Genomic DNA, 26,087 nt, shown 5'->3' on the forward strand with positions numbered 1-26,087 from the left:
TGTTCCCCAGGAGGAGCGCGATGCCCGACAGTCAGCCGCAGCCTCCCGAGGGCGCCACCGCCGGCACCACCGCACTGCTGCTCGCCGGAGCCCGCCTCACCGACGGACGCACCGTCGACGTCCAGGTCGGCTCCGGGCGCATCGAAGCCGTCGGCACCGCGGGCAGCCTCCCCTCGCAGGGATCGCGCGTCGACCTCGGCGGCTATCTGCTGCTCCCCGCCCCCGCCGAACCGCACGCCCACAGCGACACCGCCCTCACCGCCGACCAGCCGGCCTCCTGCACGCCCGAGGACATCCAGCGGCGCGCCACCGAGGCCGCGCTGCTGCAGCTCGGGCACGGGGCCACCGCGCAGCGCTCGCACGTACGGATCGGGGACGTCCAGGGGCTCGCGGCGCTGGAGGCCGTACTGAAGACCCGGCGCTCGCTGCGCGGGCTCGCGGACCTGACGGCCGTCGCCGTGCCCCGGCTGCTCACCGGGGTCGCGGGGGCCGACGGGCTCGCGATGCTGCGGGACGCGGTGAAGATGGGCGCCGCCGCGGTGGGCGGCTGCCCCGATCTGGACCCCGATCCGACGGGGTACGCGGAGGCCGTCCTCACCGTCGCCGCCGAACACGGGGTCTCCGTCGATCTGCATACGGAGGGTGACGATCCGGCCCGGCTCGCGCGGCTCGCGGCGATGGCCGGAGGGCTGCGCGGCGGCGTCACGCTCGGGCCCTGCACCGGTCTTGCGCGGCTGCCGCTGGACGTGGCGACCCGGGCCGCCGACCAGCTCGCCGCGGCCGGGGTACGCGTCGTGTGCCTGCCGCAGGGCGGGTGCGGGGAGGTGCGCGGGACGGCTCCCGTACGGCTGCTGCGGGCGGCCGGGGTGCAGGTCGCCGCGGGCAGCGGGGCGCTGCGGGACGCGGCCAACCCGGTGGGGCGCGGGGATCCGCTCGAAGCCGCGTACCTGCTGGCCTCGCAGACGGGGATGCGCGCCAACGAGGCGTACGCGACGGTGAGTTCGGCGGCGCGCGAGGCGATGGGGCTGCCGGAGGTGCGGGTCGAGGCGGGGTTCCCGGCGGAGCTTCTCGCCGTACGGGGAGAGCGGCTGGACGCCGTGCTCTCGCTGGCGTACAGCAGGATCGTCGTCCATCGCGGGAGGGTCGTCGCGCGGACGAGCGCGGTGCGCGAGTACTGCGATTCGGCGGTCGCCGTCGCCCTCGAACTGCCGCGTCAGGGGCGGTCGGACGCGGGTCCCTGAGCGCGGGGCGCTTCGCGGGCGTACGGTCGGAAACATGCGCATTGTCATCGCAGGTGGACATGGTCAGATCGCGCTGCGGCTGGAGCGTTTGCTCGCCGCGCGCGGTGACGAGGTCGCGGGCATCATCCGCGCGGAAGGGCAGAGCGAGGACCTGCGGTCGGCGGGCGCCGAACCGGTCGTACTCGATCTGGAATCCGCTTCCGTGGAGCAGGTCGCCGAGGTGCTGAAGGGCGCCGACGCGGCGGTCTTCGCGGCGGGCGCGGGGCCCGGCAGCAGCGTGGAGCGCAAGGACACCGTGGACCGCGACGCGGCGGTGCTCTTCGCGGACGCGGCGGAGCGTGCCGGGGTGCGGCGCTATGTGGTCGTTTCGTCGATGGGGGCGGACACGGAGCGTGAGGGCGACGAGGTCTTCGACGCATATCTGCGGGCGAAGGGCGCGGCCGACGAGGAGGTACGCGGCCGGGCCGGCCTGGAGTGGACGATTCTGCGGCCCGGGGCGCTGATCAACGACGCGGGGACCGGTCTCGTACGTCTTGAGGTCTCGACGGGGCGGGGCTCGGTGTCCCGGGACGACGTCGCGGCGGTGCTCGCGGAGCTCGTGGAGAGTCCGGCCACGGCGGGGCTGACGCTGGAGCTCGTGAGCGGGTCCGTGCCGGTGTCGGTGGCGGTGAAGGACGTGGCGGGGAACTGAGCCCGGAAACAAGAACAGCCCCTGACCATTGCTGGTCAGGGGCTGTTTTCCTGTGGCGACGCCAGGGTTCGAACCTGGGTAGGCTGAGCCGGCAGATTTACAGTCTGCTCCCTTTGGCCACTCGGGCACATCGCCAAGGGTTGTCGTCCCGGTCCGCCTCGCGGCGCTCCGGTGCAACGACGTAAACGATACCTGATGGGTGGGGGTGGTCCGCCACCCGATTGATCAGCGCTGTACCCCACTAGGCTTGTGCACCCGACTACGTACCCCGATACAAGGAGCCACAGGACATGGCCGACTCCAGTTTCGACATCGTCTCGAAGGTCGAGCGGCAGGAGGTCGACAACGCCCTCAACCAGGCCGCCAAGGAGATCTCGCAGCGTTACGACTTCAAGGGCACCGGCGCCACGATCGAATGGTCCGGCGAGAAGATCCTGATGCAGGCCAGCGGCGAGGAGCGCGTCCTTGCGATCCTCGACATCTTCCAGACCAAGCTGATCAAGCGCGGGATCTCGCTGAAGTCGCTGGACTCGGGTGAGCCGCAGCTCTCCGGCAAGGAGTACAAGCTCTTCTCGACGATCGAGGAGGGCATCTCCCAGGACAACGCCAAGAAGGTCGCCAAGACCATCCGCGACGAGGGCCCCAAGGGTGTCAAGGCGCAGGTGCAGGGCGATGAGCTGCGGGTTTCCTCCAAGAGCCGCGACGATCTGCAGGCCGTACAGGCGCTGCTCAAGGGCAAGGACTTCGAGTTCGCGATCCAGTTCGTGAACTACCGCTGAGTGCGGATGGGTGGATGGATGTGACGTCCGAAAACCGCCAGCTGTGGTGGTGCGGAGGTCGCAGACTCGTAGATGTCCCGGCGGAATCGCTGCCGGGACGCTGCGAGGGAAGGAGGCGGGTGCGATGACTCTCTACGGAACGGTCGGCAGTCCGCTGGGTGAACTGCTGCTGGTCGGCGAGGAGTCGGCCACGGCGCCGGGCGGGGTGGCGCTGGTGTCGCTGTCCATGCCCGGGCAGAAGGGCGGGGCGGTCGTCGAGGACGGGTGGCTGCTCGCGCCGGAGGCCTTCGGGGCTGTCGAGGAGCAGCTGAAGGCTTATTTCGCCGGGGAGTCGACCCGGTTCGATCTTGAGTTCGCGGCGGGGGCCGGGAGCGATTTCCAGCGGCGGGTGTGGGGTGCGCTGGAGGGGCTCGCTTATGGGGAGACCGTCTCGTACGGGGAGATCGCGACCCGGATCGGGATGTCGGCCGGGGCCGGGGTGCGGGCCGTGGGGACGGCGATCGGGCGCAATCCGCTGCTGGTCGTGCGGCCGTGCCACCGGGTGATCGGGGCGGACGGGGCGCTGCGCGGGTACGCGGGCGGGGTCGAGCGGAAGCAGGCGCTGTTGGAGCTCGAAGGGGCGCTGGTGGCGTGAGCGGCGCGCTGTTCCCCCGGGAGCGTACGGAGGTCGCGCCGGGGGCGGTGCATGTCCCCGGGTGGCTTTCGGTGGAGCGGCAGCGGGAGTTGGTGGCTGCGTGCCGGGAGTGGGCGCGGGGGCCCGTGCCGATGCGGCACACGGTGCTGCCGGGCGGTGGGGTCATGTCCGTACAGACGGTGTGTCTGGGGTGGCACTGGCAGCCGTACCGGTATGTGCGGGTCGCCGGGGATGTGAATGGGGCCCGGGTCGCCGAACTGCCGGGGTGGCTGGTGGAGTTGGGGCGGGCCGCTGCTGTTGAGGCTTATGGGGACGCGGGGGCCTATGCGCCTGATGCGGCGCTGGTGAATTTCTATGACGGCGACGCCCGGATGGGGATGCACCAGGACAAGGAGGAGCGGGCGGGGTGGGCTCCGGTGGTGTCGTTGAGCCTGGGCGACACGTGCGTGTTCCGCTTCGGGAACGTGGAGGGGCGCGGGCAGCCTTATACGGACGTGGAGTTGGAGTCCGGGGACCTGTTCGTCTTCGGCGGGGCTTCGCGGTTCGCGTACCACGGTGTGCCGAAGGTGATGCCCGGGACCGGGGATCCGGCGGTGGGGGTCACCGGCCGGCTGAACATCACCTTGCGGCAGACGGGCCTCGACTGAGGTTTCCGTACGTCAGTGCCGTTCGCGGGAGTTGCCGAAGAGCAGGCGGTACGCGATGAGCAGGACCAGTGCGCCGCCGATGGCGGAGACCCAGGTGGCGCCGTCGTAGAAGTGCTTGGCCACCGGGTGGTGCCAGAAGTGGGAGGCCATCCAGCCGCCGACGAAGGCTCCCGCGATACCGATCAGGATGGTGCCGATGACGCCGCCCGGGTCGCGTCCGGGGAGCAGGATCTTGGCTATGGCGCCTGCGAGCAGGCCGAGGATGATCCAGCTGAGAATTCCCATGGGGGGAGCCTGCCTTCCGTACGGTCTTGTAAACAAAGGACGTCGGGGGGCGTGGGCGTGGTTGCGCGGCGTGGGAGGGGGTGATCGGCGCGTGAGCAGTTTTGGCACGCACCGGCTGCGGGTGCACGACGAAGCGCTGCCCCCGTACCGGAGGTTGAGCAATCTGCGGACGTGCCTGGAGCGCTTCGCGCCGTACGGGCTGCGGGCGACCTACCACCACTTGGTGCGGAGCGCGGGGATCCCTCGGGTGCTGGGCGACGATGCGGACGCGTTGGTGCGCACCGTCGAGGAGCTGCACGCGGCGCGGGAGCTCTGGCTGGCCGACGAGCGCGACTACAACGCGCGTCGGCCTGTGTCGCGCCTGCGGGCTGGGGCCGCCGGGGGTGGCGTGGAACAGCGGGTACGGGATGCACGACCTGTGCGCGGGGTGCGGCGTGGAACGGTCCGGGATCCGGGCTCCGACGGACCGCTCCTCGCGAATCGAAGTCGGGGCTCGCTGGAAAGCGATCTGGCGGCGCGAGCTCTGAGGAGTGGGGTCAGCGCGTGGCGAAGGGCTGGTCCGTGGGGACGATTTCTTTGCCCAGGGGGAGCAGGGAGAGCGGGACCATCTTGAAGTTGGCGATGCCCAGCGGGATGCCGATGATCGTGATGCACAGGGCGATGCCCGTGAAGATGTGGCCCAGTGCCAGCCACCAGCCCGCCAGGATCAGCCACAGGACGTTGCCGATGCAGGACGGGGCGCCCGCGTCGTGGCGGTCCACCGCCGTGTAGCCGAAGGGCCAGAGGGCGTAGATGCCGATACGGAACGCGGCCAGGCCGAAGGGGATGCCGATGATCGTGATGCAGAGCAGGACTCCGGCCAGCATGTAGCCGAGGAACATCCAGAAACCGCAGAGGATCAGCCAGATGATGTTCAGGATGGTCTTCACGGGCGGCCTGCCATCTTCTCGAGTCGGGCGATGCGTTCTGCCATGGGCGGGTGCGTCGAGAACATCTTGGAGAGCCCCTGGCCCGGACGGAAGGGGTTCGCGATCATCATGTGGCTCGCCGTCTCGATCCGGGGCTCGGGCGGGAGCGGCAGCTGTTTCGTACCGGCGTCGAGTTTGCGCAGGGCGCTGGCCAGGGCCAGCGGGTCGCCGGTGAGCTGGGCTCCTGAGGCGTCCGCTTCGTACTCGCGGGAGCGGCTGATCGCGAGCTGGATCACGCTGGCCGCCAGAGGACCCAGAATCATGATCATGAGCATGCCCAGGATGCCCGGGCCGTCGTCGTCGTTCGAGCGCCCGATGGGGATCAGCCAGGCGAAGTTGACCAGGAACATGATGACCGAGGCCAGGGCGCCGGCCACCGAAGAGATCAGGATGTCCCGGTTGTAGACGTGGCTCAATTCATGGCCGATGACCCCGCGGAGCTCGCGCTCGTCCAGGATCTGGAGGATGCCCTCGGTGCAGCAGACCGCCGCGTTGCGCGGGTTGCGGCCGGTCGCGAAGGCGTTCGGGGCCTGGGTCGGGGAGATGTAGAGACGCGGCATGGGCTGGCGGGCGGCCGTGGAGAGCTCGCGCACCATGCGATAGAGCTCGGGCGCCTCGAACTCGCTCACGGGGCGCGCGCGCATGGCGCGCAGGGCGAGCTTGTCGCTGTTCCAGTAGGCGTAGGCGTTGGTGCCGAGCGCGATGAGGAGCGCGACGATCAGGCCCGTACGGCCGAAGAAGCTTCCGATGACGAGGATGAGGGCCGAGAGGCCCCCGAGAAGTACAGCTGTCCTCAGTCCGTTGTGCCGGCGGTGCACGGTAGCCCTCCAAGTGGTGCGGCAGGGGAACCCTTTGCGGTTGTCTCCAGTGGACCCTTCTGTACTGGTCAACGCCAGGCAGAGGGTCCTAGTTCCCTTGTGCGCGCGGGCGGCCGTGTCCGCCGTACGGGTGTCGGAGCGAGATCAGCGGGGGGTGGGGAGGTCCGCCAGGGCCAGGGCCTCGGGGTCCGGCTTGATTTCGCTGGTGCAGTGGGCGCAGCGGGAGGCGATGGCGGGGATCTCCGTGTAGCAGCGGGGGCAGTCGCGCAGGGCGGCCTTGATGTCGACCGGCTTGTCGGTGGTGAACCGGGACTGGATCTTGGCGAGGGGGGCTATGACGGCGAAGTAGAGCACCGCTGCTGTGATGAAGAAGGCGACGGTGGCGTTGATGACGACGCCGTACTTGAAGTGCGCTCCGTCGACCGTGAACGTCGCCGTGCTGAAGTCGCCCATCGTGGAGCTGGTCGCCAGGCCGATCAGTGGGGTGATGAAGGCCGTGCTGAATGCGGTGACCACGGCGGTGAAGGCGGAGCCGACCGCGAGGCCGACCGCCATCGATATGACGTTTCCGCGGAGGATGAATTCCTTGAAGCCGCTCAGCACTGTGCCTGCTCCTCGATGTGCGTGGGGGTGGGGGACTTTCAGCCCGCGACCGTAGCAAATCTCAGAAGAGAGTGACTGCCGCGTAGTGCAGGGCCAGCTCCGGGACGCCGGAGAGGACGACTGCCGCGACTGCCGCGAGGGCGATTGCTGTGGTGATGGCCGCGGGGGTGCGGTGCTTGGTCGGCTCGCCCTCCGGGGAGCGGAAGAGCGTCGCCGTCCACTGGAGGTAGTAGTAGAGGGCGATGACGACGTTGGCCGCCATGACGACCGCGAGCCAGCCCAGGCGGGCGTCGACCGCCGCCTGGAAGACCGTGACCTTGGCGAAGAGGCCGATGATGCCCGGGGGCAGGCCCGCCAGGCAGAGCAGGAAGAAGGCCATCGCGAGGGCGGCGAGGGGGCGGGTGGCGTAGAGGCCGCGGTAGTCGGAGATGCGGTGGGCCGGGTTCGTACGGGCCACGAGGGCTGCGACCGCGAAGGCGCCGAGGTTCACCACGGCGTACATCAGGGCGTACGCGACGGTGGCGCCCACCTCGTCGTCCGAGGTGTACGCGGCGGCCGCGATCGGCACCAGGAGATAGCCGGCCTGGGCCACGGAGGACCAGGCGAGGAGGCGTACGGCGCTGTGGGCGCGGGTGGCGACCTGGCGCAGGGCAGCGACGTTTCCGACGGTCATCGTGAGGGCGGCGAGGACCGCGATCGCCGGGCCCCAGACGTCGGCGTACGACGGGAACGCCATGACCGTGACGAGGATCAGGCCGGAGAAGCCGACCGCCTTGCCGACCACGGAGAGGTACGCGGCGATGGGGAGGGGCGCGCCGACGTAGGTGTCGGGGACCCAGAAGTGGAAGGGGACCGCCGCCGTCTTGAAGGCGAAGCCGACCAGGGTGAGGACGACACCGGCCTGGACGAGGGTGCCGAGCTGCGGGTCGACCTGGGCGTCGGCGATGCGGTTGAGGTAGAGGGTGCCGGTCGCTGCGTAGACGAAGCTGACGCCCAGGAGCATCACGGCGGTCGCGGTGACCGAGGACAGGAAGAACTTCAGTGCTGCTTCGGAGGAGCGTGCGTCGCCACGCTTGAGGCCGACGAGGGCGAAGGCGGGGAGCGAGGCGACTTCCAGGGCTACGACCAGGGTGGCCAGGTCGCGGGAGGCCGGGAGCAGGGCCGCGCCGGAGGCCGAGGAGAGCAGCAGGAACCAGAACTCGCCCGCGGGGAGCTTCTTCTCGGCTGTGGGCGTGAGGGAGAGGAGGGCCGTGAGGAGCGCGCCGCCGAGGACCAGGAGCTGGATGGCGAAGGCGAAACGGTCGACGGTGTAGCTGCAGGCGGCGTGGTCGGTGGTGAGGCAGAAGGTGCTGCGCTTGTCCTCGTAAAGAGGGATGAGGGAAGCAAGTGCTGCGATCAGGCCGGTGACCGAGATCGCGCCGAGGAGGGGCTTGCGGTCCTCGCGTACGAAGAGATCCGTGACCAGCACGATCAGGGCGGTCGCGGCGGCGATCGTGGGGGGCGCGATGGCTACCCAGTCGACGGACTGGACGAGGGAGCTCATGCCTTGCCTCCTGCGAGAAGCTTCTGGACGGCCGGGTCGGAGAGGCCGAGGAGGGCCGCGGGCCAGAGGCCGGCGAGGACGGTGAGGGCGGCGAGGGGGGTCCAGGCGGCGAACTCGTAGCCCTGGAGGTCGGGGATGGTGCCGGTCTCGGTTTCGGTGGGGTGCGCGCCCATGCAGACGCGGCGGACCACTTGGAGCATGTACGCGGCTGTGAGCAGCGTGCCGACCGCGCCGATCGCCATGAAGGTGAGGAAGGCGGGGCGGCTGAGGCCTGCGGCGGGGTCGAAGGCGCCGAACAGGGTCAGCATCTCGCCCCAGAATCCGGCCAGGCCCGGGAGGCCGAGGGAGGCGACGGCGGCGAAGGCGAGGAGGCCGCCGAGGCGGGGGGCGCGGCCGTAGAGGGCTGCTCCCGCGGTGCCGGCCAGGGTGTCGAGGTCGGCGGTGCCGTATCGGTCCTTCAGCGCTCCGACCAGGAAGAAGAGGAGGCCGGTGATGAGGCCGTGGGCGATGTTGGCGAAGAGCGCGCCGTTGACGCCGGTGGGGGTCATCGAGGCGATGCCGAGGAGTACGAAGCCCATGTGGCCGACGGAGGAGTACGCGATGAGGCGCTTGAGGTCGCCCTTGGCGCCGGGGCGGACCAGGGCGAGGCAGGCGAGGGATCCGTAGACGATGCCGGCGACGGCGAAGGCGGCCAGGTACGGGGCGAAGGTGTGCATGCCGTCGGGGGCGATGGGGAGCGCGATGCGGACGAACCCGTACGTGCCCATCTTCAGCATGACGCCGGCGAGGAGGACCGAGCCGACGGTGGGGGCCGCGGTGTGGGCGTCGGGGAGCCAGCTGTGGAGCGGCCACATCGGGGTCTTGATCGCGAGGCCGATCGCGATGGCGAGGACCGCGATGACCTCGGTGGTGTGGGTGAGGCCGCGGCCGTTGTCAGTGGCGAGTGCCACCATGTCGAATGTGCCGCTTTTGAGGCCGATGAGGAGCAGGCCGAGCAGCATGACGACGGAGCCGAGGAGCGTGTAGAGGATGAACTTCCAGGCGGCGGCCTGCCGTTGAGCACCGCCCCACCGGGCGATGAGGAAGTACATCGGGATGAGGACCATCTCGAAGGCGAGGAAGAACAGCATCAGGTCGAGTACGGCGAAGGTGGCGAGGGTGCCGGACTCGAGGACCAGGAGGAGGGCCACGAAGGCCTTCGGGGACGGGCCCTGGGGGAGCTTGAAGTAGCTGTAGAGCGCGCAGAGGAAGGTCAGGAGCGCGGTCAGGAGCAGGAGGGGGAGCGAGATGCCGTCGATGCCGAGGTGGATGTGGACGCCGAGCGCCTTGATCCAGGTGATGTCGGTGGTGGCCTGCATCTTCGACGGGTGGTCACGGTCGAAGCCCAGCGCGAGGACGATCGCCGCGATGAGGATGACGCCGGTGACGACGACGCCGTGGCGCAGGACGGCCTGGTCGGGCGACTTCCCCTTCAGCCCGGGCGGGGCGGGGAGAAGGGCCGCGACGGCGCCGATGAGCGGGCCGGCGACGGTGAACGCGAGAAGGAACTGCATCACTGATGCATTGATATCGATCACGGCTCACGATCCGGCGTAGACGTTGGCGAGGGTGACGGCGGCGATCGCCAGGACGACGGAGCCGGCGAGCAGGGCGCTGAGGTAGGTCTGCAGGTTGCCGGTCTGGGCGCGGCGGACCAGGTATCCCAGCCAGCGGGGGACGGCGCCTGCTCCTCGTACGTAGGTGTCGATGACCTCGCGGTCGAGGAAGCGGACCAGCTTGGCGGCGGCCAGGACGGGGCGTACGAACAGGACGTCGTAGACCGCGTCGAGGTGGAAGCCGGTGGCCGCGTGGCGGTGGAGCGGGCCCAGCAGTATGCGGCCGGGGTCGGTGGGGTCCGGGGCCGATGCGATGTCGCCGTACGCCTGGGTGTGGGTGGCGATCGCTTCGATCTCGGAGGTTGCCGGGTCGGCTTCGGGGTGGGCGGCGACCGCGCCGAGGGGGGTGGCCGCGCCTTCCTTGAAGTGGACCGCGCGCCAGGCGCCGTAGGTGAGGAGGCCGCCGACGAGGGCGACTCCCGTACCGAGGACGGAGGTGGTGAGGGACGGGGAGAGCGTGTGGCCGTCGAACCACTTGGTGATCGCGCCCGCGGTGAGGCCGAAGCCGATGGAGGGGATGGCCAGGACCCAGAGCACGGCGTTCATCACGGCGGGCTGCTTGCCGTGGTCGGCGGCTTCGGGGCCGTTGCCGCGGAAGGCCATCAGCCAGAGGCGGGTGGCGTAGGCGCCGGTGAGGAGGGCGGTGGCGAGGCCTGCGAGGAGGACCGTCCAGCCCGCGCCCGTGGGCGCGATGTGGCTGTCGCCGAAGGCGGTGTGCTCGGCGGCGACCAGGACGGCTTCCTTGGAGAAGAAGCCGGCGAAGGGCGGGATCGCGGCGAGTGCGAGCAGGGCGATCGACATCGTCCAGAACGCGTCGGGGATGCGCTTGGCGAGGTTGCCCGTACGGGACATCGCCGAGAGGGAGTTGGTGCCGGCGGCGTGGATGATCACGCCGGCGCCGAGGAAGAGGAGCGCCTTGAACGCGCCGTGGGAGAGGAGGTGGAAGACGGCGGCGGAGCGGTCGCCGACGGCCAGGGCACCGGACATGTAGCCGAGCTGCCCGATCGTCGAGTACGCGAGGACGCGCTTGATGTCGTCCTGGGCGAGGGCGGCGAGCGCCGAGCCGACCATCGTGATCGCGGCCATCACGGCGAGGACGGTGAGGGCTGCCTGGGAGGCGGCGAAGACGGGGAGGAGGCGGGCCACGAAGTAGATGCCGGCGGCGACCATCGTCGCGGCGTGGATCAGCGCGGAGACGGGGGTGGGGCCGGCCATCGCGTCGGGCAGCCAGGTGTGGAGCGGGAACTGGGCCGACTTGCCCGCGACGCCCGCGAGGAGGAGGAGCGCGATGAGGGTGGGGTGGGTCAGTTCGCCGTCGGCGACCGTCTGCAGGATGCCGGTGATCCGGAACGTGCCGGCGTCGTGGGCGAGCGCGAACAGGCCGATCAGGAAGGGGACGTCGCCGAGCTTGGTGACCAGGAAGGCCTTGAGGGAGGCGGCGCGGGCTTCGGGCGTCTCCCAGTAGTGGCCGACGAGGAAGTACGAGCAGATGCCCATGATTTCCCAGCCGACCAGCAGCACCATCAGGTCGCCGGAGTAGACGACCAGGAGCATCGCGGAGGTGAAGAGGGAGACCAGGGCCGCGTAGGAGGGGTAGCGGGGGTCGTCGCGGAGGTAGCCCGTCGAGTAGATCTGCACGCAGGTGGCGACCACCGTCACGAGGATCGCGACCAGGGCCGCGAAGCCGTCGATGTGCAGGGACAGGTCGATGGGGACCGAGCCGGTCGGGGTGAGGCGGGTCGCCGCGTCGAGCGTCTTCCCGCTGCCCTGGCGGACGGCGAGGGTGATCGCGAAGGCGGCCGCGGCCAGGGTCGGGAGGACGGCCAGGGGGCGTACGAAGCCGGGGGCCGTGCGGCCGAGGAGCAGGCCGGCTGCGGCGCCGAGGAACGGGAGGAGGGGGACGAGTACGGCGAGGGTCGTGGTGGTCACGCGGCGGCCTCGGCCTTCTCGTCGGGGCTGGCGGATTCGGCAGGTTCGCTGCTCTCGGCTGTGTCGCGCAGGGCGTCGATCGCCGAGGTGGAGCGGTTGCGGTAGACCGCCAGGACGATCGCCATGCCGATGCCGATCTCCGCTGCGGCGATGGCGATCGTGAAGAGGGTGAGGGCCTGGCCGGAGTGGAGCTTGTCGCGCAGCCAGACGTCGAAGGCGACCAGGTTGAGGTTGACGGCGTTGAGCATCAGCTCGACGGCCATCAGGACCAGGATCACGTTGCGGCGGGCGAGGACTCCGTACAGGCCCGTACAGAAGAGGAGGGCGGAGAGCACGGCGGGGTAGACGAGGTGCATCAGCTCTGCTCCTCCGTTTCGCTGGGCGTGGTCTTGCGGGAGAGCACGATCGCGCCGATCAGGGCTGCCAGGAGGAGCACCGAGAGCGCTTCGAAGGGGAGCACCCAGTGGCGGAAGAGGACTTCGCCGGTGATCTTCGTGGAGCCCTGGGCCGCGGTGCCGTTGAGGTTGATCCAGGTCGTACGGAAGGCGTCGACCACGACCCAGACGAGGGCTGCCGCCGCGGCGAGGGCCACGGCGAGGGCGACCCAGCGGTTGCCCGAATCGGCGTCCGGGGAGCGGCCGATGGGGGCCTTCGTGAGCATCAGCCCGAAGAGGAGGAGGACGACGACCGAGCCGACGTAGATCAGGACCTGGACCCAGGCGATGAACTCCGCCGTGAGGAGGAGGTAGGTGCCGGCCAGACCGCCGAGCGTCACGACCAGCCAGAGGGCGGCGTGGACGAGCTGCTTGGTGGTGACCGTCATGACGGCTGCGCCGAAGGTGACGAGGCCGATGAGGAGGAAGGCGATCTCCACGCCGGAGGGCGAGAGGAAGCCGGGGTGGGCCGCTGCTGCGAGGGTCACGCCTCTTCCCCCTGCTCCTGCTGTTCCTGCTGGGCTGCCAGCTTCTCCGCCGCCTTGCGGGCCGCGGCGATCTCCTTCGGTTCCTCGGCTCCCGGGTCGAGTGCGGGCGGGGCCGGGACGGTCCACATCCACTCGCGGAGCTTGTCGCGCTCGTGGGTCAGTTCGTGGATGTCGGTCTCCGCGTACTCGAACTCCGGCGACCAGAAGAGGGCGTCGAAGGGGCAGACCTCGATGCAGATCCCGCAGTACATGCAGAGCGAGAAGTCGATCGCGAAGCGGTCGAGGACGTTGCGGCTGCGCTCGCGGCCGCCGGGGGCGGCGGCGGGGGTCGTCTCCTTGTGGGAGTCGATGTAGATGCACCAGTCGGGGCACTCGCGGGCGCAGAGCATGCAGACCGTGCAGTTCTCCTCGAAGAGGCCGATCACGCCGCGGGTGCGGGGCGGGAGTTCGGGCTGCACTTCGGGGTACTGCGCGGTGACGGTCTTCTTCGTCATCGTGCGGAGGGTGACGGCGAGGCCCTTGGCGAGGCCGCTGCCCGGGATGGGTGCCATTTAGCTGATCGCCACCTTCACGATGCCGGTGAGCGCGATCTGGGCGAGCGCGAGCGGGATGAGTACGGTCCAGGCGAGCTTCTGGAGCTGGTCCTCGCGCAGGCGGGGGTAGGTGACCCGGAGCCAGATCACGCCGAAGGCGAGGACGGCGGTCTTGAGCAGCATCCAGACCCAGCCGAGTCCGTCACTCCCCCACGGGCCGTGCCAGCCGCCGAGGAAGAGGACGGCGGTGAGGCCGCAGAGGACGACGATCCCCGCGTACTCGGCGAGGAGGAAGAGCGCGAAGCGGAGGCCTGTGTACTCGGTGTACGCGCCGAAGATGATCTCCGAGTCGGCCACCGGCATGTCGAAGGGCGGGCGCTGGAGTTCGGCGAGGCCCGCGGTGAAGAAGACCAGGCCGCCGACGATCTGCCACGGGATCCACCACCAGGCGAAGGCGTCGAGGATGCCGGGGAGGGAGACCGTGCCCGCCGCCATCGCGACCGAGGCGGCGGTGAGCAGCATCGGGAGTTCGTACGCGAGGAGCTGGGCGGCGGTGCGGAGTCCGCCGAGGAGGCTGAACTTGTTGGCGGACGCCCAGCCCGCCATGAGCGAGCCGAGCACTCCGACGCCCATGACCGCGAGGACGAAGAAGATGCCCGCGTCGACGACCTGCCCGACCGCGCCCTCGCCGGGGCCGATCGGGATCGCGACGAGGACCAGGAGGTACGGGAGGAGGGCGACGGCGGGGGCGAGCTGGAAGATGCGGCGGTCGGCGTCGGCCGGGACGATGTCTTCCTTCTGCGCGAACTTGACGCCGTCGGCGACGAGTTGGGCCCAGCCGTGGAAGCCGCCCGCGTACATGGGGCCGAGGCGGCCCTGCATGTGTGCCATGACCTTGTGCTCGGTCTGGCCGACGACCAGGGGCAGCACGAGGAAGACGGCGAAGACGATGATCAGCCGGAGGGCGACGTCGAGTACGTCGTTCACGCGGTATCGCCTCCGGCGGGGGTGTCGGGGTGGGGGTCGTGGTCGTCCTCGGGTCGGGGGGTGGGGGGTTGGCCCACCCCGCCCGCCCGTTTCTCCGGGTCGACAGGGCGGTCCCCAGCCGTGGCGGGCTCGTCGCCGTTGGCGTCTGCGGGACTCGGGACCGCGCCCGAATCGGGAGCCGGAGCGGGCTCCGCGTCCCCGGAGGGCTCGGCGGGCGCGGGGGCCACGGGGCCCTGGCCTGCGGCGGGCTCAGCGGCAGCGGCGGGATGCGGGGCAGCGTCCGACCCCGCGTCCCCGGAGGGCTTGACGGGTGCCGCGGCCTTGGGGCCCGGGCCCTTGGCCGACCCGGGATCCGGGGCGGTGGCCTTGGGTGCTGCCGGGCCAGGGACCTCGGCCGAGGTGGGTTCCGGGGCGACGGAGTGGCCCTCGCCCGTGGCGGTCGGCGGCCCGGGGGTTTCCGACGCGGGGTCGAAGGCCGGGCGGGCGTTGTGCCAGGGGGCGTCTTCCGCCGGCTGCGCGGCGGGCGTCTCGGGTGCGGGCGTCTGGCTTGCCGAGCCCTCCGTCACGCTGCGGGAACGGCGCGGCGGAGCCGCGGACGCAGGCGTCTCCGGGGTCTGGCTTGCCGAGCCTTCGGACACGCTGCGGGTCCGGCGGGGCGGGCGTGCCGACGCTTCCGGGGGCGCGGGCGTCTCCGGCGTCGTAGGCGTCTCGGGTGCCTGGCTCGTGGAGCCCTCCGTCACGCTGCGCGCCCTGCGTACCGGGCGGTCGCCCGCCGCTCGCGGGGTGCGCGCCGGGCGTGCGGGGGCCGGGGGGAGCTGGCCCTTCTGGGGGCCCCATTCGTTCGGGTCCGGGACGCCCGGGGGGAGCATCTGGCGGCGCTTCGGGCCGCCGTCGTGCGACTCGCCCGGCTCCTTCGCTCCCGGCCAGGCCTTCGCCACCCGTGCCGCCAGGACGAAGTCCTTGCGCAGGGGGTGGCCCTCGAAGGACTCGGGGAGGAGCAGGGGGATCAGGTTCGGGTGGTCGGTGAACGTCACGCCGAACATCTCGTGCGTCTCGCGCTCGTGCCAGCTCGCGCCCGCGTAGATGTCGACAGCGGACGGGAGGGACGGGGACGTGTGCGGGACCGTCGTACGGAGCAGGAGGCGGCGGACCCGGTGGCCCTCCAGGGCCACCACGTGCGCGCAGATCCGGAAGCCCGTGCCCGGCTCGTCCACCGCGCTCAGCCAGTCGAAGTAGGTGCAGGCCAGCTTGTCGCGGGCGATTTCGAGAGCGGCGATCCAGGAGCCCGTCGGGACGTCGACCGTCAGGAGGTCGTACGCGTACTCCGCCGTCGCCTCCTCGCCGAAGATCTCGGCCGCTGCCTCGGGGAGGTTGTCGTACGCGCTCACTCGGACGCCCCCGGGGCGGGGGGCGGGGTGACCAGGCCGCTCGTCAGCTGGGCCGTCGAGGGGGTGGCGTAGCGCTCGCCCAGCGATTCGCGGGCGATCTTCTCCTGGAGCTTGAGGATGCCCTGGAGCAGCGCTTCAGGGCGGGGCGGGCAGCCGGGGACGTACACGTCGACCGGGATGATCTGGTCGACGCCCTTGGTCACCGAGTACGAATCCCAGTACGGGCCGCCGCAGTTGGAGCAGGCGCCGAAGGAGATCACGTACTTCGGTTCCGGCATCTGCTCGTACAGGCGCTTCACCGCCGGCGCCATCTTGTCCGTCACCGTGCCGGACACGATCATCAGGTCCGCCTGGCGCGGCCCCGGCGCGAAGGGGATCACGCCCAGGCGGATGAAGTCGTGGCGGGCCATCGAGGCCGCGATGAACTCGATCGCGCAGCAGGCGAGTCCGAAGTTGAAGACCCAGAGCGAGTACCGGCGGCCCCAGTTGAGGACCACCTTCATCGGCTCGGGGGCCAGGCGGGACAGGACTCCCAAGCGCTGGGGTGCCGGCAGGTCGACCGGGGTCACGTCCATTCGAGGACGCCCTTCTTGTATGCGTAGAGCAGGCCGACGGCCAGGAAGCCGAGGAAGATGAACATCTCGACGAGCGTGGCCGCCCCGTATCCGGGCGCCGCGAAGACCGTCGCCCACGGGAAGAGGAAGATCGAGTCGACGGCGAAGATGACGTACAGGAAGGCGTACACGTAGTAGCGGACCTGGGTGTGTGCCCAGCCCTCGCCGACCGGGTCGACTCCGCACTCGTACGTCAGGAGTTTCTCGGGCGTCGGTACGACAGGCCGCAGCAGCCGTCCGGCCCCGAAGGCCACGGCGACGAACAGCACCCCGAGGACGGCGAGCAGGCCGACGACCGAGTAGCTGTGGAAATAGCCTTCGTTCCCCGCCGCGAGAACGGCTCGTTCCGCCACTGTCCGCCCCTCGCTCCCTGTGTTCGACGATCAGTACGCACGGGAGTCTAGGCCCTGCTAAAGACTTGGTAAGCAGTCGCGTCACAGCGGGGGTGGGGTTATCCCTACTTCCGGCCCACCCAGCTGCCCCATGGCATCCGCCTGTCCGTACCGGCAGTCTTGGGACCATGACCGTGGACAACTTCCGCCCGTACGACTCCGAGCGGCCCCCGCCTGCACGCTTCGCCTTCGACCGGCACACCTGGAAGGAGATCGCGCATCTCCTGATCAATCTGCCGGCGTCCCTGATCGGGTTTGTTTACGTCGTGTTCATGGTTGCCACAGGTGGCGGCCTGTCGGTCACGGTCATCGGCCTGCCGCTGCTCGCCTTCGGGCTGCTCGGCGCACGCCAGCTCGGCAAGATGGAGAGGGCCCGGGCACGCAAGCTTCTGGGCGTACGCATCGACGAGCCGAGCCCCCTCCCGATCCGCCGCGGCAACGGTTTCTTCCCCTGGCTGTGGGCGAGTCTGAAGGACCCGGTGGGCTGGCGGACGGTGCTGTACGAGTTCATCCGGCTGCCCTGGAGCGTGCTGACCTTCAGCCTCACTCTGGTGAGCCTCTTCGTTCTCTGGCCCGTCCTTCCCTTCATCGCGCGCGGACTGACCAACGCCGACCGCGCGATGGTGCGCGGACTGCTCTCGCCCTCCGACGAGCTGGAGCGCAGGATCGCCGAGCTGGAGTCGGACCGCGGGGTCGTCGTGGACACGGCCGCCGCCGACCTCCGCCGCATCGAGCGCGATTTGCACGACGGCGCCCAGGCCCGGCTCGTCGCCCTCGCCATGGGCCTCGGTCTGGCAAAGGAGAAGCTCCTGGAGGACCCGGAGGCCGCGGCCGTCATGGTCGGCGAGGCGCACGGCGAGGTGAAACTGGCGCTGCAGGAGCTGCGCGATCTGGCCCGCGGCATCCACCCGGCGGTCCTCACCGACCGCGGGCTGGACGCGGCGCTCTCCTCCATCGCCTCGCGCTGCACGGCCCCGGTGAAGGTCACGGTCGATCTGGCCGAGCGGCCTGCGGAGGCGATCGAGGGCATTGCGTACTTCACCGTCTCCGAGCTCCTCCAGAACGTCTCCAAGCACGCCCGCGCACGCACCGCGTCCGTCGACGTCTGGCGGAACGACGACCGGCTGCTGATCCAGGTCCAGGACGACGGCCAGGGCGGCGCCAGCCTCGACGGCGGCACCGGCATGGCGGGGCTCGCGGACCGGCTCGGGGCGGTCGACGGGCTCTTCGTCCTGGACTCCCCCGTCGGCGGGCCCACCACGGTCACCGCCGAGCTGCCGTGGCGCGACCGCGGCAAGGCATGACCGACAGAGGTAGGGAAAACCCCCGGTCGAAGACGGTGCTGCACCTCATGGTCTGCGGCGGGAGGGCCCAGCACGATGGATAAAGACAGCGGACGAGCACGACGAGCAGAAACGGACGACGCCATGGCTACGGATTACGTCACCCAGCGACAGACGGCGCACCGTCTGCCCACGGCGCTCCGCGCACCGTTCGAGGCCCGCACCTGGCGCGAGTTCTCCTACCTCGTCCTCTCCTTCCCGATCAGCATCGTGCTCTTCACCCTCTCCATCAGCCTCTTCAGCACCGGCGTCGGGTTGGTCGTCACCTTCATCGGCATCCCGATCCTGGCCGGCGTCCTCGCGATGTGCCGCGGCTTCGGCGCGATGGAGCGGGCGCGGGCCCGCGGGCTGCTGAAGCTGGAGGTCGGCGACCCGAAGCCGCTGAGCGAGCGGGCCGGCCGCGGCCCGATGTCCTGGATGGGCGCGGCCCTCAAGAGCGGGGCGTCCTGGCGTCATCTGCTCTACACGCTGCTGCACTTCCCGTGGGCGACGTTCGCCTTCTCCGTCTCGGTGGCGTTCATGACGTGGGGCTGGACCCTCTTCACGTACCCGCTCTGGCAGTGGGTCTTCCCGATGTACGCGGGCCAGGCCGGTCTGCAGCTGTACGGCGACGACACCCACAACGTCTACCTCAACAACCCCTTCGAGATCGGCCTCACCAGCCTGATCGGCTTCCTCTTCGTCCTCGCCACCCCCTGGATCGTCCGGGGCCTGACCACCGTCGACCGGCTGATGGTGACCGGGCTGCTCGGCCCGTCCCGTCTCGACAGCCGGGTCACCGAGCTGGAGTCGGACCGCGGTGTTGTCGTCGACACGGCCGCCGCCGACCTCCGCCGCATCGAGCGCGATCTGCACGACGGCGCCCAGGCCCGCCTCGTCGCCCTCGCGATGGACCTGGGGCTCGCCAAGGAGAAGCTGACCGCGGACCCCGAGGCCGCGGCCAAGATGGTCGACGAGGCGCACGGCGAGGTGAAGATCGCGCTGCAGGAGCTGCGCGACCTGGCCCGCGGCATCCACCCGGCGGTCCTCACCGACCGCGGACTGGACGCGGCGCTCTCCGCGGTGGCCTCGCGGTGCACGGTGCCGGTGAACGTCGAGGTGGATCTGCCGTACCGTCCGGCCGCCGCCATCGAGGGCATCGCGTACTTCACCGTCTCCGAGCTCCTCCAGAACATCTCCAAGCACGCGCAGGCGACCCGGGCGACCGTGGACGTCTGGCGGTCGGAGGACCGGATCCTGGTCGTGGTCACCGACGACGGCCGGGGCGGCGCGGACACGACGGCGGGCAGCGGCCTGGCCGGGCTCGCCGAGCGGCTGGACTCGGTGGACGGCCTGCTGGTGGTCGACTCCCCGGTCGGCGGACCGACCACGATCACCGCCCAACTCCCCTGGCGCGACTAGGCAGTTACGGGCTTCAGTGTCGTACCGGTCAGCCCCCGATCTCCAGCAGGGACTTGCCGCGGACTTCACCCGCCTGCATCGCGCGGTGCGCCTCGGCCGCGTCGTGCAGCGGGTGCACCGCGCTGATGTCGATGCTCACGCTGCCCGCGGCCGCCAGCTCCAGGGCGGCGCGTGCGTGAGTGCGCAGCAGGTGCGGGTCGCGGCGGGAGAGGTCGCCGATGTTGTAGCCGGTCAGGGTGCGGTTGTTCTTCCACACGGGGAGGACGGGGAGCGTCAGGTCGGGGTGGCGGCCGGCCTCTCCGTAGACCGCGACGCGGCCGAAGGGGGCCAGCGCCTCGAAGCTCTCCAGGCGGGTGGGGCCGCCGACGGGGTCGAGTACGGCGTCGACGCCCCGGCCTCCGGTGGCCGTACGGACCGCCTCGGCGAAGCCCTCGCGCAGGAAGACCTCGTCGTAGCCGAAGCGCAGGGCGTACTCCGCCTTCTCCGGCGTGGAGACGGTGCCGTAGACGGCCTTGACGCCGAGGGCGCGGGCGATCTGGGCGGCCGCGGAGCCGACACCGCCGGCCGCGGCGTGGATGAGCACGGTGTCGCCGGGGCGCACCCGTACCGCGCCGTCCAGCACGCCGTACGCCGTCGTGAGGACCAGCGCGGCGCCGCCCGCGGTGCGCAGGTCGAGGGTGCCGACGGGGAAGGTGAACTCGGCCGGGGCGAGGGCGAATTCGGCGTATCCGCCGCCGTCGGGGAGGTACGCGGCGACCGGGTCGCCGACGGCGAGTCCGCCGACGCCCTCACCGAGCGCGGCCACCCGGCCGGAGGCCTCCAGGCCGGTGACGGTCAGGGTGTCGGGCGCGCCGAAGTCGCCGAGGCGGTGCTGGACCTCGCCGTAGTTCACACCGGCGTACGCGACCTCGATCAGCACCTCGCCCGGTCCCGGCACGGGCCGGGGGACGTCGACGAGGTGCAGGACCTCGGGTCCGCCGGTCTCCTGGAATCCGATCGCGCGCATGCTGCCCCCAACTGCCGTTTCTCCGGTCGTTTCCGTGCGCCAACCCCCGGCCCGCGCCCCCTATTCCTGGCCTGATTGCAGGCGCTTCGGCGCACTCGGGTCCGGATGCTGGGATGCTGTACCCACAGGGGCGGGGCGGGAACAGACAACAGCTGGGGGCAGAAGCGTCGTGGAGGACAGGGTGCGGGTCGTCATCGCCGAGGATTCGGTACTGCTTCGGGAGGGACTGACCCGACTGCTGACGGACCTCGGTCACGACGTCGTCGCGGGCGTCGGGGACGCGGAGGCGCTGATCAAGACGATCGGCGAGTTCGCGGACCAGGGTGCGCTGCCGGACGTGGTGGTCGCGGACGTACGGATGCCGCCGACGCACACCGACGAGGGTGTGCGGGCAGCGGTGAAGCTGCGCAAGGACTACCCCGGGATCGGGGTGCTCGTGCTGTCGCAGTACGTCGAGGAGCAGTACGCCACCGAGCTGCTCGCCGGGTCGAGCCGGGGCGTCGGCTATCTGCTGAAGGACCGCGTCGCCGAGGTGCGCGAGTTCGTGGACGCGGTGGTGCGCGTCGCGCAGGGCGGGACCGCGCTCGACCCCGAGGTCGTGGCGCAGCTGCTCGGCCGCAGCCGCAAGCAGGACGTGCTGGCCAATCTGACGCCGCGCGAGCGCGAGGTGCTGGGGCTGATGGCCGAGGGGCGTACGAACTCGGCCGTGGCGAAGCAGCTCGTGGTGAGCGACGGGGCCGTCGAGAAGCATGTGAGCAACATTTTCCTGAAGCTCGGGCTCTCGCCCAGTGACGGGGATCACCGGCGGGTACTCGCGGTGCTGACCTACCTGAACTCGTGAGGAACTGACAACCTGTCAGATATCCAGGTCGGGACCGGGGACCTAGAACCAAAGGATGAACGCACAGCGTCTTAATTGAGAGGCCGGGGGGCGGTCGAATCGTGACAGACCAGGGCAAGAGGGCGTCTCAAAAGTGCGTCCATTATATGAGCCTTCCGGGGAAGGCGACCCTTACCGACGTAGGGTGGGCCCAGGCGTCGCCGGTTCTCCGGCACGTCCGAGCCGCCGCCTCGAGGGAGGTCCAGTTCAGTGACCAGCCAGGTCAGTAGCCCAGCCGAGCAGGCCGACGGAGCCGATGAGGCCGTTGTCGGGGAACAGCGCAAGCCTTCAGGTACCAAAGAGGTGCGCCAACTCGACCGGGTGATCATCCGGTTCGCGGGGGACTCCGGTGACGGTATGCAGCTCACGGGCGACCGGTTCACCTCGGAGACGGCGTCGTTCGGCAACGACCTGTCGACGCTGCCGAACTTCCCGGCCGAGATCCGGGCGCCTGCCGGGACGCTGCCGGGTGTCTCCAGCTTCCAGCTGCACTTCGCGGATCACGACATCCTCACGCCGGGCGATGCCCCGAACGTGCTGGTCGCGATGAACCCGGCGGCGCTGAAGGCCAACATCGGGGACCTGCCGCGCGGGGCCGAAATCATCGTGAACACCGATGAGTTCACGAAGCGGCCGATGGCGAAGGTCGGGTATGCGACCTCTCCGCTGGAGGACGGTTCGCTGGAGGCCTTCCGGGTGCATCCGGTGCCGCTGACGTCGATGACGATCGAGGCGCTGAAGGAGTTCGGGCTCTCCCGCAAGGAGGCCGAGCGGTCGAAGAACATGTTCGCGCTGGGGCTGCTGTCGTGGATGTACCACCGGCCGACCGAGGGCACGGAGAAGTTCCTGCGGACGAAGTTCGCGAAGAAGCCCGAGATCGCCGAGGCCAACGTCGCCGCGTTCAGGGCGGGTTGGAACTTCGGTGAGACGACCGAGGACTTCGCGGTGTCTTATGAGGTGGCTCCGGCGACGTCCGCGTTCCCGACGGGCACCTACCGGAACATGTCGGGGAATCTGGCGTTGTCGTACGGGCTGATCGCGGCCGCCCGGCAGGCGGACCTCCCGCTCTACCTCGGCTCCTACCCCATCACCCCGGCTTCCGACATCCTGCACGAGCTCTCCAAGCACAAGAACTTCGGAGTGCGGACCTTCCAGGCGGAGGACGAGATCGCCGGCATCGGTGCGGCGCTGGGGGCGGCGTTCGGCGGCTCCCTCGCCATCACCACCACGTCGGGTCCCGGGGTGGCGCTGAAGTCCGAGGCGATCGGCCTGGCCGTGTCTCTCGAACTGCCGTTGCTGATCATCGACATTCAGCGCGGCGGGCCCTCGACCGGTCTGCCGACGAAGACGGAGCAGGCGGATCTGCTGCAGGCGATGTACGGGCGCAACGGTGAGGCCCCGGTCCCGATCGTCGCGCCGAAGACGCCGGGTGACTGTTTCGATGCGGCGCTGGATGCGGCACGGATCGCGCTGACCTACCGCACCCCCGTCTTCCTGCTGAGCGACGGGTATCTGGCGAACGGCTCGGAGCCGTGGCGGGTGCCCGAGGTGGATGAACTGCCCGATCTGCGGGTGCAGTTCGCGGCCGGTCCCAATCATGAGCTGGCCGATGGCACCGAGGTCTTCTGGCCCTACAAGCGCGATCCGCAGACGCTGGCGCGTCCGTGGGCGGTGCCGGGCACGCCGGGGTTGGAGCACCGGATCGGCGGGATCGAGAAGCAGGACGGCACCGGCAACATCAGCTACGATCCGGCCAACCACGACTTCATGGTCCGTACCCGCCAGGCGAAGATCGACGGGATCGAGGTCCCCGACCTGGAGGTCGACGACCCCAACGAGGCCAGGACCCTGGTCCTTGGCTGGGGTTCGACATTCGGCCCCATCACCGCGGCCGTCCGCCGCCTCCGCGCGGAGAACGTACCCATCGCGCAGGCCCATCTGCGCCACCTCAACCCCTTCCCGAGGAATCTCGGCGAGGTCCTGAAGCGTTACGACAACGTGGTCGTCCCCGAGATGAACCTCGGCCAGCTGGCCACGCTCCTGCGCGCCAAGTACCTCGTGGACGCGATCAGTTACAACCAGGTCAACGGCATGCCGTTCAAGGCCGAGCAGCTCGCCACGGCTCTCAAGGAGGCCATCGATGACTGAGGTGATTGAGGCGCTGTCGCTGGTGCCCAAGGCCGAGGCCCAGCAGTCCATGAAGGACTTCAAGTCCGATCAGGAAGTGCGCTGGTGCCCGGGCTGCGGTGACTACGCCGTGCTGGCCGCCGTCCAGGGCTTCATGCCCGAACTCGGCCTGGCGAAGGAGAACATCGTCTTCGTCTCCGGGATCGGCTGCTCCTCCCGCTTCCCGTACTACATGAACACCTACGGGATGCACTCCATCCACGGCCGCGCCCCCGCGATCGCCACCGGACTGGCGTCTTCCCGCCGCGACCTGTCCGTCTGGGTCGTCACCGGCGACGGCGACGCCCTGTCGATCGGCGGCAACCACCTCATCCACGCGCTGCGCCGCAACGTGAACCTGAAGATCCTGCTGTTCAACAACCGGATCTACGGACTCACCAAGGGCCAGTACTCCCCGACCTCCGAGGTCGGGAAGATCACCAAGTCCACCCCGATGGGGTCCCTCGACGCCCCCTTCAACCCCGTCTCCCTCGCGATCGGCGCGGAAGCCAGCTTCGTGGCACGGACGGTGGACTCCGACCGCAAGCACCTCACCAGCGTGCTGCGCGCCGCCGCCGAACACCCCGGCACCGCCCTGGTCGAGATCTACCAGAACTGCAACATCTTCAACGACGGCGCCTTCGAGGTCCTCAAGGACAAGCAACAGGCCGAGGAAGCCGTCATCCGCCTCGAGCACGGCCAGCCGATCCGCTTCGGCGCCGACGGCTCCAAGGGCGTCGTCCGCGACCAGGCCACCGGCGACCTCAAGGTCATCGCAGTCACCCCCGAGAACGAGTCGCAGATCCTCATCCACGACGCCCACACCACGTCCCCGACCACGGCGTTCGCACTGTCCCGCCTGGCCGACCCCGACACCCTGCACCACACCCCCATCGGGGTGTTCCGCTCGGTCGACCGCCCGGTCTACGACACCCAGATGTCCGACCAACTCGAAACCGCCATCGAGCAGAAGGGCAAGGGCGACCTCGCCACCCTCCTCGCCGGCAACGACACCTGGACCGTCGTCGGCTGACGTTCAGCAGATGTGCGAGGGCCCGGGCAAACTCGCCCGGGCCCTCGGCATTACAGGTCGGGGATGTCCTTCTTGGCGCGGATCAGCGTCTCGCGCGTGATCACGACGATGCGCTCGTAGTCGGCTCGGGCTGCGTCCGGCGGCAACGAGCCGTCCAGCGCTTCAGTCGCCTCGGTGCCGATGACGGCGAAGGTGCCGTCACTGAGTTCGAAGATGTCTGGGCAGGTTTCCCCAGTGAGGCTCCCCCTCAGACGCGGCGAATCACCAATACGGCGGACGATACGGACGGATGGCGATTCGCGACGCATCAAAAGGATCCCCTCGCTGCCGACACCGCCCGCCGGCCGATCACCGTCAGAGCGGGGCACCAGGAGGCGCCTTAACGATGGATCGCCACTTTCGTTACGCCCTAACCCCGCAACCGGTAGCGCGCACCGACATCGCGCGCCCCGGGCGGACGCCGGAGCGACCCACGCACTACGTGTCCGCCCGGTCAGGACCGACCACCCACCAGTCGTCCGGGTCGTCCGCCAGCTCATCCATGATCGCGTCGACCGCAAGCCCGGCGCGTCCTTCCAGCGTGTGCGCCGGGAGGCTCATCCGGTGCTCCCCCGTGCGCTGCCAGTAGTCGGCGAACACGGCATTGCGGCACAGGATTCTGAGGTGGCCGATCAGCTCGTCCCAGTCCACGACTCCGATCCGATGGGCCAGCAGGATCGTCACGTACTCCCGGTTGGCGAACAGGAGTTGGCGCTGCCGCCGCTCGGGCACGTCCGACAGCGTGCTGAGCGCCGCCGCGAGCATGGGATCGCCCATCGCCTGACTCGACTGCTCCACGAGCAGGCGGTGGTACTGGATCTGATTCGCATGCCGGATCTCGAGCTTGAGGTCCGCCAGCTCACGCACGAGCGCCCCGGTCAGTTCGTCGGCCTGACGTCGGCGGCGACCGAAGCCCGCCCACAACTGGGAGCCGATTCGTCCCACGCTCGGCTTCATGACGGCCATGTCAACCGCAACCCCCCGGGTCGGCGGAACGGGCGGAGCGCCCACCTCCAGAATGCCGACCGGGTCCAGGTGGCGCGGGAGGCGGACAGGGGGCGCATCGAGGGACGGAGCGAGTCGTACGAATCGGCGCCCAACCGAATGCATGCCCCATTTGTTCGTACATATGTCCCGCGCCGCGGCACTCCGTGCCCAACAAGCCTCCAAGGCCTACGAGTTACGTCAGGCGGACGATGCGTCCGCCCTGGCCTCGTCGTACGCATCGCGCGCCGCGACGACCGCCTCCATCCGCCGGTCGGTCCACTTCGACAGCGACGCGACCTGCTCGGCCGCCTCCTCGCCCAGCGGCGTCAGCGAGTAGTCCACGCGCGGCGGGATCACGGGCTTCGCGTCGCGGTGCACGAAGCCGTCCCGTTCCAGCGTCTGCAGGGTCTGGGCGAGCATCTTCTCGCTGACGCGCCCCACGTGGCGGCGCAGCTCGCTGAAGCGGTACGAGCGCTCCTGCAGCGCGATCAGGACCAGCACGCCCCAGCGGCTGGTGACGTGCTCCAGGACCAGGCGCTGCGGGCACATGTCCTCGGCGGCGGTCATCCGCGCACGGAAGTCACTAACGGTCATGCCAGTACC

General features: G+C 70.1%; 28 protein-coding genes and 1 tRNA gene. 10 read left to right on the plus strand and 19 right to left on the minus strand.

What is annotated here, in order from left to right:
- Nucleotides 1-20: 20 nt before the first annotated feature.
- Nucleotides 21-1,241: an amidohydrolase family protein gene (locus OG707_RS15960; protein ID WP_329118697.1), complete on the plus strand. Its 1,221-nt coding sequence runs from the start codon at nt 21-23 to the stop codon at nt 1,239-1,241.
- A gap of 34 nt (nt 1,242-1,275) precedes the next feature.
- Complete coding sequence (locus OG707_RS15965) at nt 1,276-1,932, plus strand: SDR family oxidoreductase (RefSeq protein ID WP_329118699.1); 657 nt, start codon at nt 1,276-1,278, stop codon at nt 1,930-1,932.
- A 53-nt stretch (nt 1,933-1,985) separates the two neighbouring features.
- Here the strand turns inward: OG707_RS15965 and OG707_RS15970 are convergent.
- Nucleotides 1,986-2,067: transfer RNA gene (locus OG707_RS15970), tRNA-Tyr, on the minus strand.
- Between the two features lie 155 nt (nt 2,068-2,222).
- On the opposite strand from OG707_RS15970, the gene OG707_RS15975 reads away from it, so the two are divergent.
- The 3 genes from OG707_RS15975 to OG707_RS15985 all read left to right on the plus strand — a co-directional run bounded on the left by OG707_RS15975 (nt 2,223) and on the right by OG707_RS15985 (nt 3,992).
- Nucleotides 2,223-2,711, plus strand: coding sequence for a YajQ family cyclic di-GMP-binding protein (locus tag OG707_RS15975; RefSeq protein ID WP_329118701.1), 489 nt, complete (start codon nt 2,223-2,225; stop codon nt 2,709-2,711).
- A gap of 124 nt (nt 2,712-2,835) precedes the next feature.
- Nucleotides 2,836-3,345 (plus strand): methylated-DNA--[protein]-cysteine S-methyltransferase, encoded by a 510-nt coding sequence (locus OG707_RS15980; protein ID WP_329118703.1) that lies wholly within the window; start codon nt 2,836-2,838, stop codon nt 3,343-3,345.
- A complete protein-coding gene (locus tag OG707_RS15985) occupies nt 3,342-3,992 on the plus strand; it encodes an alpha-ketoglutarate-dependent dioxygenase AlkB family protein (protein WP_329118705.1) in 651 nt (216 codons plus the stop codon). The genes OG707_RS15980 and OG707_RS15985 overlap by 4 nt, the downstream gene beginning before the upstream one ends.
- Before the next feature lie 12 nt (nt 3,993-4,004).
- Here OG707_RS15985 and OG707_RS15990 read toward each other — a convergent pair whose 3' ends face one another.
- The 14 genes from OG707_RS15990 to OG707_RS16055 all read right to left on the minus strand — a co-directional run bounded on the left by OG707_RS15990 (nt 4,005) and on the right by OG707_RS16055 (nt 16,590).
- Nucleotides 4,005-4,277: a GlsB/YeaQ/YmgE family stress response membrane protein gene (locus OG707_RS15990; RefSeq protein WP_329118707.1), complete on the minus strand. Its 273-nt coding sequence runs from the start codon at nt 4,275-4,277 to the stop codon at nt 4,005-4,007.
- Between the two features lie 536 nt (nt 4,278-4,813).
- Entirely contained in the window at nt 4,814-5,206 is a 393-nt protein-coding gene (locus OG707_RS15995) for a YccF domain-containing protein (RefSeq protein ID WP_329118709.1), read from the minus strand.
- Nucleotides 5,203-6,063 carry a zinc metalloprotease HtpX gene (gene htpX / locus OG707_RS16000; protein ID WP_329118711.1) on the minus strand — a complete coding sequence of 287 codons (861 nt, stop codon included), beginning with the start codon at nt 6,061-6,063 and terminating at the stop codon, nt 5,203-5,205. The genes OG707_RS15995 and htpX overlap by 4 nt, the downstream gene beginning before the upstream one ends.
- A gap of 144 nt (nt 6,064-6,207) precedes the next feature.
- A complete protein-coding gene (locus OG707_RS16005; protein ID WP_329118713.1) occupies nt 6,208-6,666 on the minus strand; it encodes an MscL family protein in 459 nt (152 codons plus the stop codon).
- A gap of 61 nt (nt 6,667-6,727) precedes the next feature.
- The gene (locus OG707_RS16010; RefSeq protein ID WP_329118715.1) at nt 6,728-8,209 is read right to left on the minus strand and encodes an NADH-quinone oxidoreductase subunit N; all 1,482 of its coding nucleotides are present in this window, start codon (nt 8,207-8,209) and stop codon (nt 6,728-6,730) included.
- Nucleotides 8,206-9,786 carry a complex I subunit 4 family protein gene (locus OG707_RS16015; RefSeq protein WP_329118717.1) on the minus strand — a complete coding sequence of 527 codons (1,581 nt, stop codon included), beginning with the start codon at nt 9,784-9,786 and terminating at the stop codon, nt 8,206-8,208. The genes OG707_RS16010 and OG707_RS16015 overlap by 4 nt, the downstream gene beginning before the upstream one ends.
- A 3-nt stretch (nt 9,787-9,789) precedes the next feature.
- Nucleotides 9,790-11,793, minus strand: coding sequence for an NADH-quinone oxidoreductase subunit 5 family protein (locus OG707_RS16020; RefSeq protein ID WP_329118718.1), 2,004 nt, complete (start codon nt 11,791-11,793; stop codon nt 9,790-9,792).
- Nucleotides 11,790-12,149, minus strand: a complete 360-nt coding sequence (gene nuoK, locus OG707_RS16025) for an NADH-quinone oxidoreductase subunit NuoK (protein ID WP_329118720.1) — start codon at nt 12,147-12,149, stop codon at nt 11,790-11,792. Before nuoK ends, OG707_RS16020 begins: the two co-directional genes overlap by 4 nt.
- The gene (locus OG707_RS16030; protein WP_329118722.1) at nt 12,149-12,715 is read right to left on the minus strand and encodes an NADH-quinone oxidoreductase subunit J family protein; all 567 of its coding nucleotides are present in this window, start codon (nt 12,713-12,715) and stop codon (nt 12,149-12,151) included. Before OG707_RS16030 ends, nuoK begins: the two co-directional genes overlap by 1 nt.
- Nucleotides 12,712-13,266 carry a NuoI/complex I 23 kDa subunit family protein gene (locus OG707_RS16035; protein ID WP_329118724.1) on the minus strand — a complete coding sequence of 185 codons (555 nt, stop codon included), beginning with the start codon at nt 13,264-13,266 and terminating at the stop codon, nt 12,712-12,714. The genes OG707_RS16030 and OG707_RS16035 overlap by 4 nt, the downstream gene beginning before the upstream one ends.
- The gene (locus OG707_RS16040; protein ID WP_329118726.1) at nt 13,267-14,235 is read right to left on the minus strand and encodes a complex I subunit 1/NuoH family protein; all 969 of its coding nucleotides are present in this window, start codon (nt 14,233-14,235) and stop codon (nt 13,267-13,269) included.
- On the minus strand, nt 14,232-15,623 hold the full coding sequence (locus OG707_RS16045; protein ID WP_329118728.1) for an NADH-quinone oxidoreductase subunit C: 1,392 nt from the start codon (nt 15,621-15,623) through the stop codon (nt 14,232-14,234). Before OG707_RS16045 ends, OG707_RS16040 begins: the two co-directional genes overlap by 4 nt.
- Complete coding sequence (locus OG707_RS16050) at nt 15,620-16,198, minus strand: NADH-quinone oxidoreductase subunit B (RefSeq protein ID WP_329118731.1); 579 nt, start codon at nt 16,196-16,198, stop codon at nt 15,620-15,622. The genes OG707_RS16045 and OG707_RS16050 overlap by 4 nt, the downstream gene beginning before the upstream one ends.
- Complete coding sequence (locus tag OG707_RS16055) at nt 16,189-16,590, minus strand: NADH-quinone oxidoreductase subunit A (protein WP_329118733.1); 402 nt, start codon at nt 16,588-16,590, stop codon at nt 16,189-16,191. The genes OG707_RS16050 and OG707_RS16055 overlap by 10 nt, the downstream gene beginning before the upstream one ends.
- Nucleotides 16,591-16,757: 167 nt before the next feature.
- Between OG707_RS16055 and OG707_RS16060 the strand changes: the two genes are divergently transcribed.
- Both OG707_RS16060 and OG707_RS16065 read left to right on the plus strand, forming a co-directional pair.
- Nucleotides 16,758-17,933 (plus strand): sensor histidine kinase, encoded by a 1,176-nt coding sequence (locus OG707_RS16060; protein ID WP_329118734.1) that lies wholly within the window; start codon nt 16,758-16,760, stop codon nt 17,931-17,933.
- A 123-nt stretch (nt 17,934-18,056) separates the two neighbouring features.
- Nucleotides 18,057-19,373, plus strand: coding sequence for a sensor histidine kinase (locus OG707_RS16065; protein ID WP_329118736.1), 1,317 nt, complete (start codon nt 18,057-18,059; stop codon nt 19,371-19,373).
- Nucleotides 19,374-19,401: 28 nt separating this feature from the next.
- Here OG707_RS16065 and OG707_RS16070 read toward each other — a convergent pair whose 3' ends face one another.
- The gene (locus OG707_RS16070) at nt 19,402-20,379 is read right to left on the minus strand and encodes a quinone oxidoreductase family protein (protein ID WP_329118738.1); all 978 of its coding nucleotides are present in this window, start codon (nt 20,377-20,379) and stop codon (nt 19,402-19,404) included.
- 181 nt (nt 20,380-20,560) lie between these two features.
- Between OG707_RS16070 and OG707_RS16075 the strand changes: the two genes are divergently transcribed.
- The 3 genes from OG707_RS16075 to OG707_RS16085 all read left to right on the plus strand — a co-directional run bounded on the left by OG707_RS16075 (nt 20,561) and on the right by OG707_RS16085 (nt 24,458).
- On the plus strand, nt 20,561-21,220 hold the full coding sequence (locus OG707_RS16075) for a response regulator transcription factor (RefSeq protein WP_329127824.1): 660 nt from the start codon (nt 20,561-20,563) through the stop codon (nt 21,218-21,220).
- A 249-nt stretch (nt 21,221-21,469) separates the two neighbouring features.
- Complete coding sequence (locus tag OG707_RS16080) at nt 21,470-23,407, plus strand: 2-oxoacid:acceptor oxidoreductase subunit alpha (RefSeq protein WP_329118740.1); 1,938 nt, start codon at nt 21,470-21,472, stop codon at nt 23,405-23,407.
- Complete coding sequence (locus tag OG707_RS16085; protein ID WP_329118742.1) at nt 23,400-24,458, plus strand: 2-oxoacid:ferredoxin oxidoreductase subunit beta; 1,059 nt, start codon at nt 23,400-23,402, stop codon at nt 24,456-24,458. Before OG707_RS16080 ends, OG707_RS16085 begins: the two co-directional genes overlap by 8 nt.
- A 50-nt stretch (nt 24,459-24,508) precedes the next feature.
- Here the strand turns inward: OG707_RS16085 and OG707_RS16090 are convergent, their stop codons facing one another.
- The 3 genes from OG707_RS16090 to OG707_RS16100 all read right to left on the minus strand — a co-directional run bounded on the left by OG707_RS16090 (nt 24,509) and on the right by OG707_RS16100 (nt 26,078).
- Entirely contained in the window at nt 24,509-24,766 is a 258-nt protein-coding gene (locus tag OG707_RS16090) for a hypothetical protein (protein ID WP_329127825.1), read from the minus strand.
- A gap of 169 nt (nt 24,767-24,935) precedes the next feature.
- Nucleotides 24,936-25,463, minus strand: coding sequence for a DUF6082 family protein (locus OG707_RS16095; protein ID WP_329118745.1), 528 nt, complete (start codon nt 25,461-25,463; stop codon nt 24,936-24,938).
- 219 nt (nt 25,464-25,682) lie between these two features.
- Entirely contained in the window at nt 25,683-26,078 is a 396-nt protein-coding gene (locus OG707_RS16100) for a winged helix-turn-helix transcriptional regulator (protein ID WP_329118747.1), read from the minus strand.
- Between the last annotated feature and the right edge of the window lie 9 nt (nt 26,079-26,087).

The sequence above is a fragment of the Streptomyces sp. NBC_01465 genome (assembly GCF_036227325.1).
Lineage (GTDB): Bacteria > Actinomycetota > Actinomycetes > Streptomycetales > Streptomycetaceae > Streptomyces.

What these genes read in the sequence shown, in the direction of transcription:
- OG707_RS15975 (WP_329118701.1), top strand. Translation starts at nt 2,223, where the DNA reads ATGGCCGACTCCAGTTTCGACATCGTCTCGAAGGTCGAGCGGCAGGAG.
- OG707_RS16085 (WP_329118742.1), top strand. Translation starts at nt 23,400, where the DNA reads ATGACTGAGGTGATTGAGGCGCTGTCGCTGGTGCCCAAGGCCGAGGCC.
- OG707_RS15960 (WP_329118697.1), top strand. Translation starts at nt 21, where the DNA reads ATGCCCGACAGTCAGCCGCAGCCTCCCGAGGGCGCCACCGCCGGCACC.
- OG707_RS16100 (WP_329118747.1), bottom strand. Translation starts at nt 26,078, where the DNA reads ATGACCGTTAGTGACTTCCGTGCGCGGATGACCGCCGCCGAGGACATG.
- OG707_RS16035 (WP_329118724.1), bottom strand. Translation starts at nt 13,266, where the DNA reads ATGGCACCCATCCCGGGCAGCGGCCTCGCCAAGGGCCTCGCCGTCACC.
- OG707_RS15965 (WP_329118699.1), top strand. Translation starts at nt 1,276, where the DNA reads ATGCGCATTGTCATCGCAGGTGGACATGGTCAGATCGCGCTGCGGCTG.
- OG707_RS16090 (WP_329127825.1), bottom strand. Translation starts at nt 24,766, where the DNA reads ATGCGTCGCGAATCGCCATCCGTCCGTATCGTCCGCCGTATTGGTGAT.
- nuoK (WP_329118720.1), bottom strand. Translation starts at nt 12,149, where the DNA reads ATGCACCTCGTCTACCCCGCCGTGCTCTCCGCCCTCCTCTTCTGTACG.
- OG707_RS16095 (WP_329118745.1), bottom strand. Translation starts at nt 25,463, where the DNA reads ATGGCCGTCATGAAGCCGAGCGTGGGACGAATCGGCTCCCAGTTGTGG.
- OG707_RS15990 (WP_329118707.1), bottom strand. Translation starts at nt 4,277, where the DNA reads ATGGGAATTCTCAGCTGGATCATCCTCGGCCTGCTCGCAGGCGCCATA.
- OG707_RS16010 (WP_329118715.1), bottom strand. Translation starts at nt 8,209, where the DNA reads ATGAGCTCCCTCGTCCAGTCCGTCGACTGGGTAGCCATCGCGCCCCCC.
- OG707_RS16060 (WP_329118734.1), top strand. Translation starts at nt 16,758, where the DNA reads ATGACCGTGGACAACTTCCGCCCGTACGACTCCGAGCGGCCCCCGCCT.
- OG707_RS16070 (WP_329118738.1), bottom strand. Translation starts at nt 20,379, where the DNA reads ATGCGCGCGATCGGATTCCAGGAGACCGGCGGACCCGAGGTCCTGCAC.
- OG707_RS16065 (WP_329118736.1), top strand. Translation starts at nt 18,057, where the DNA reads ATGGCTACGGATTACGTCACCCAGCGACAGACGGCGCACCGTCTGCCC.
- OG707_RS15980 (WP_329118703.1), top strand. Translation starts at nt 2,836, where the DNA reads ATGACTCTCTACGGAACGGTCGGCAGTCCGCTGGGTGAACTGCTGCTG.
- OG707_RS16050 (WP_329118731.1), bottom strand. Translation starts at nt 16,198, where the DNA reads ATGGACGTGACCCCGGTCGACCTGCCGGCACCCCAGCGCTTGGGAGTC.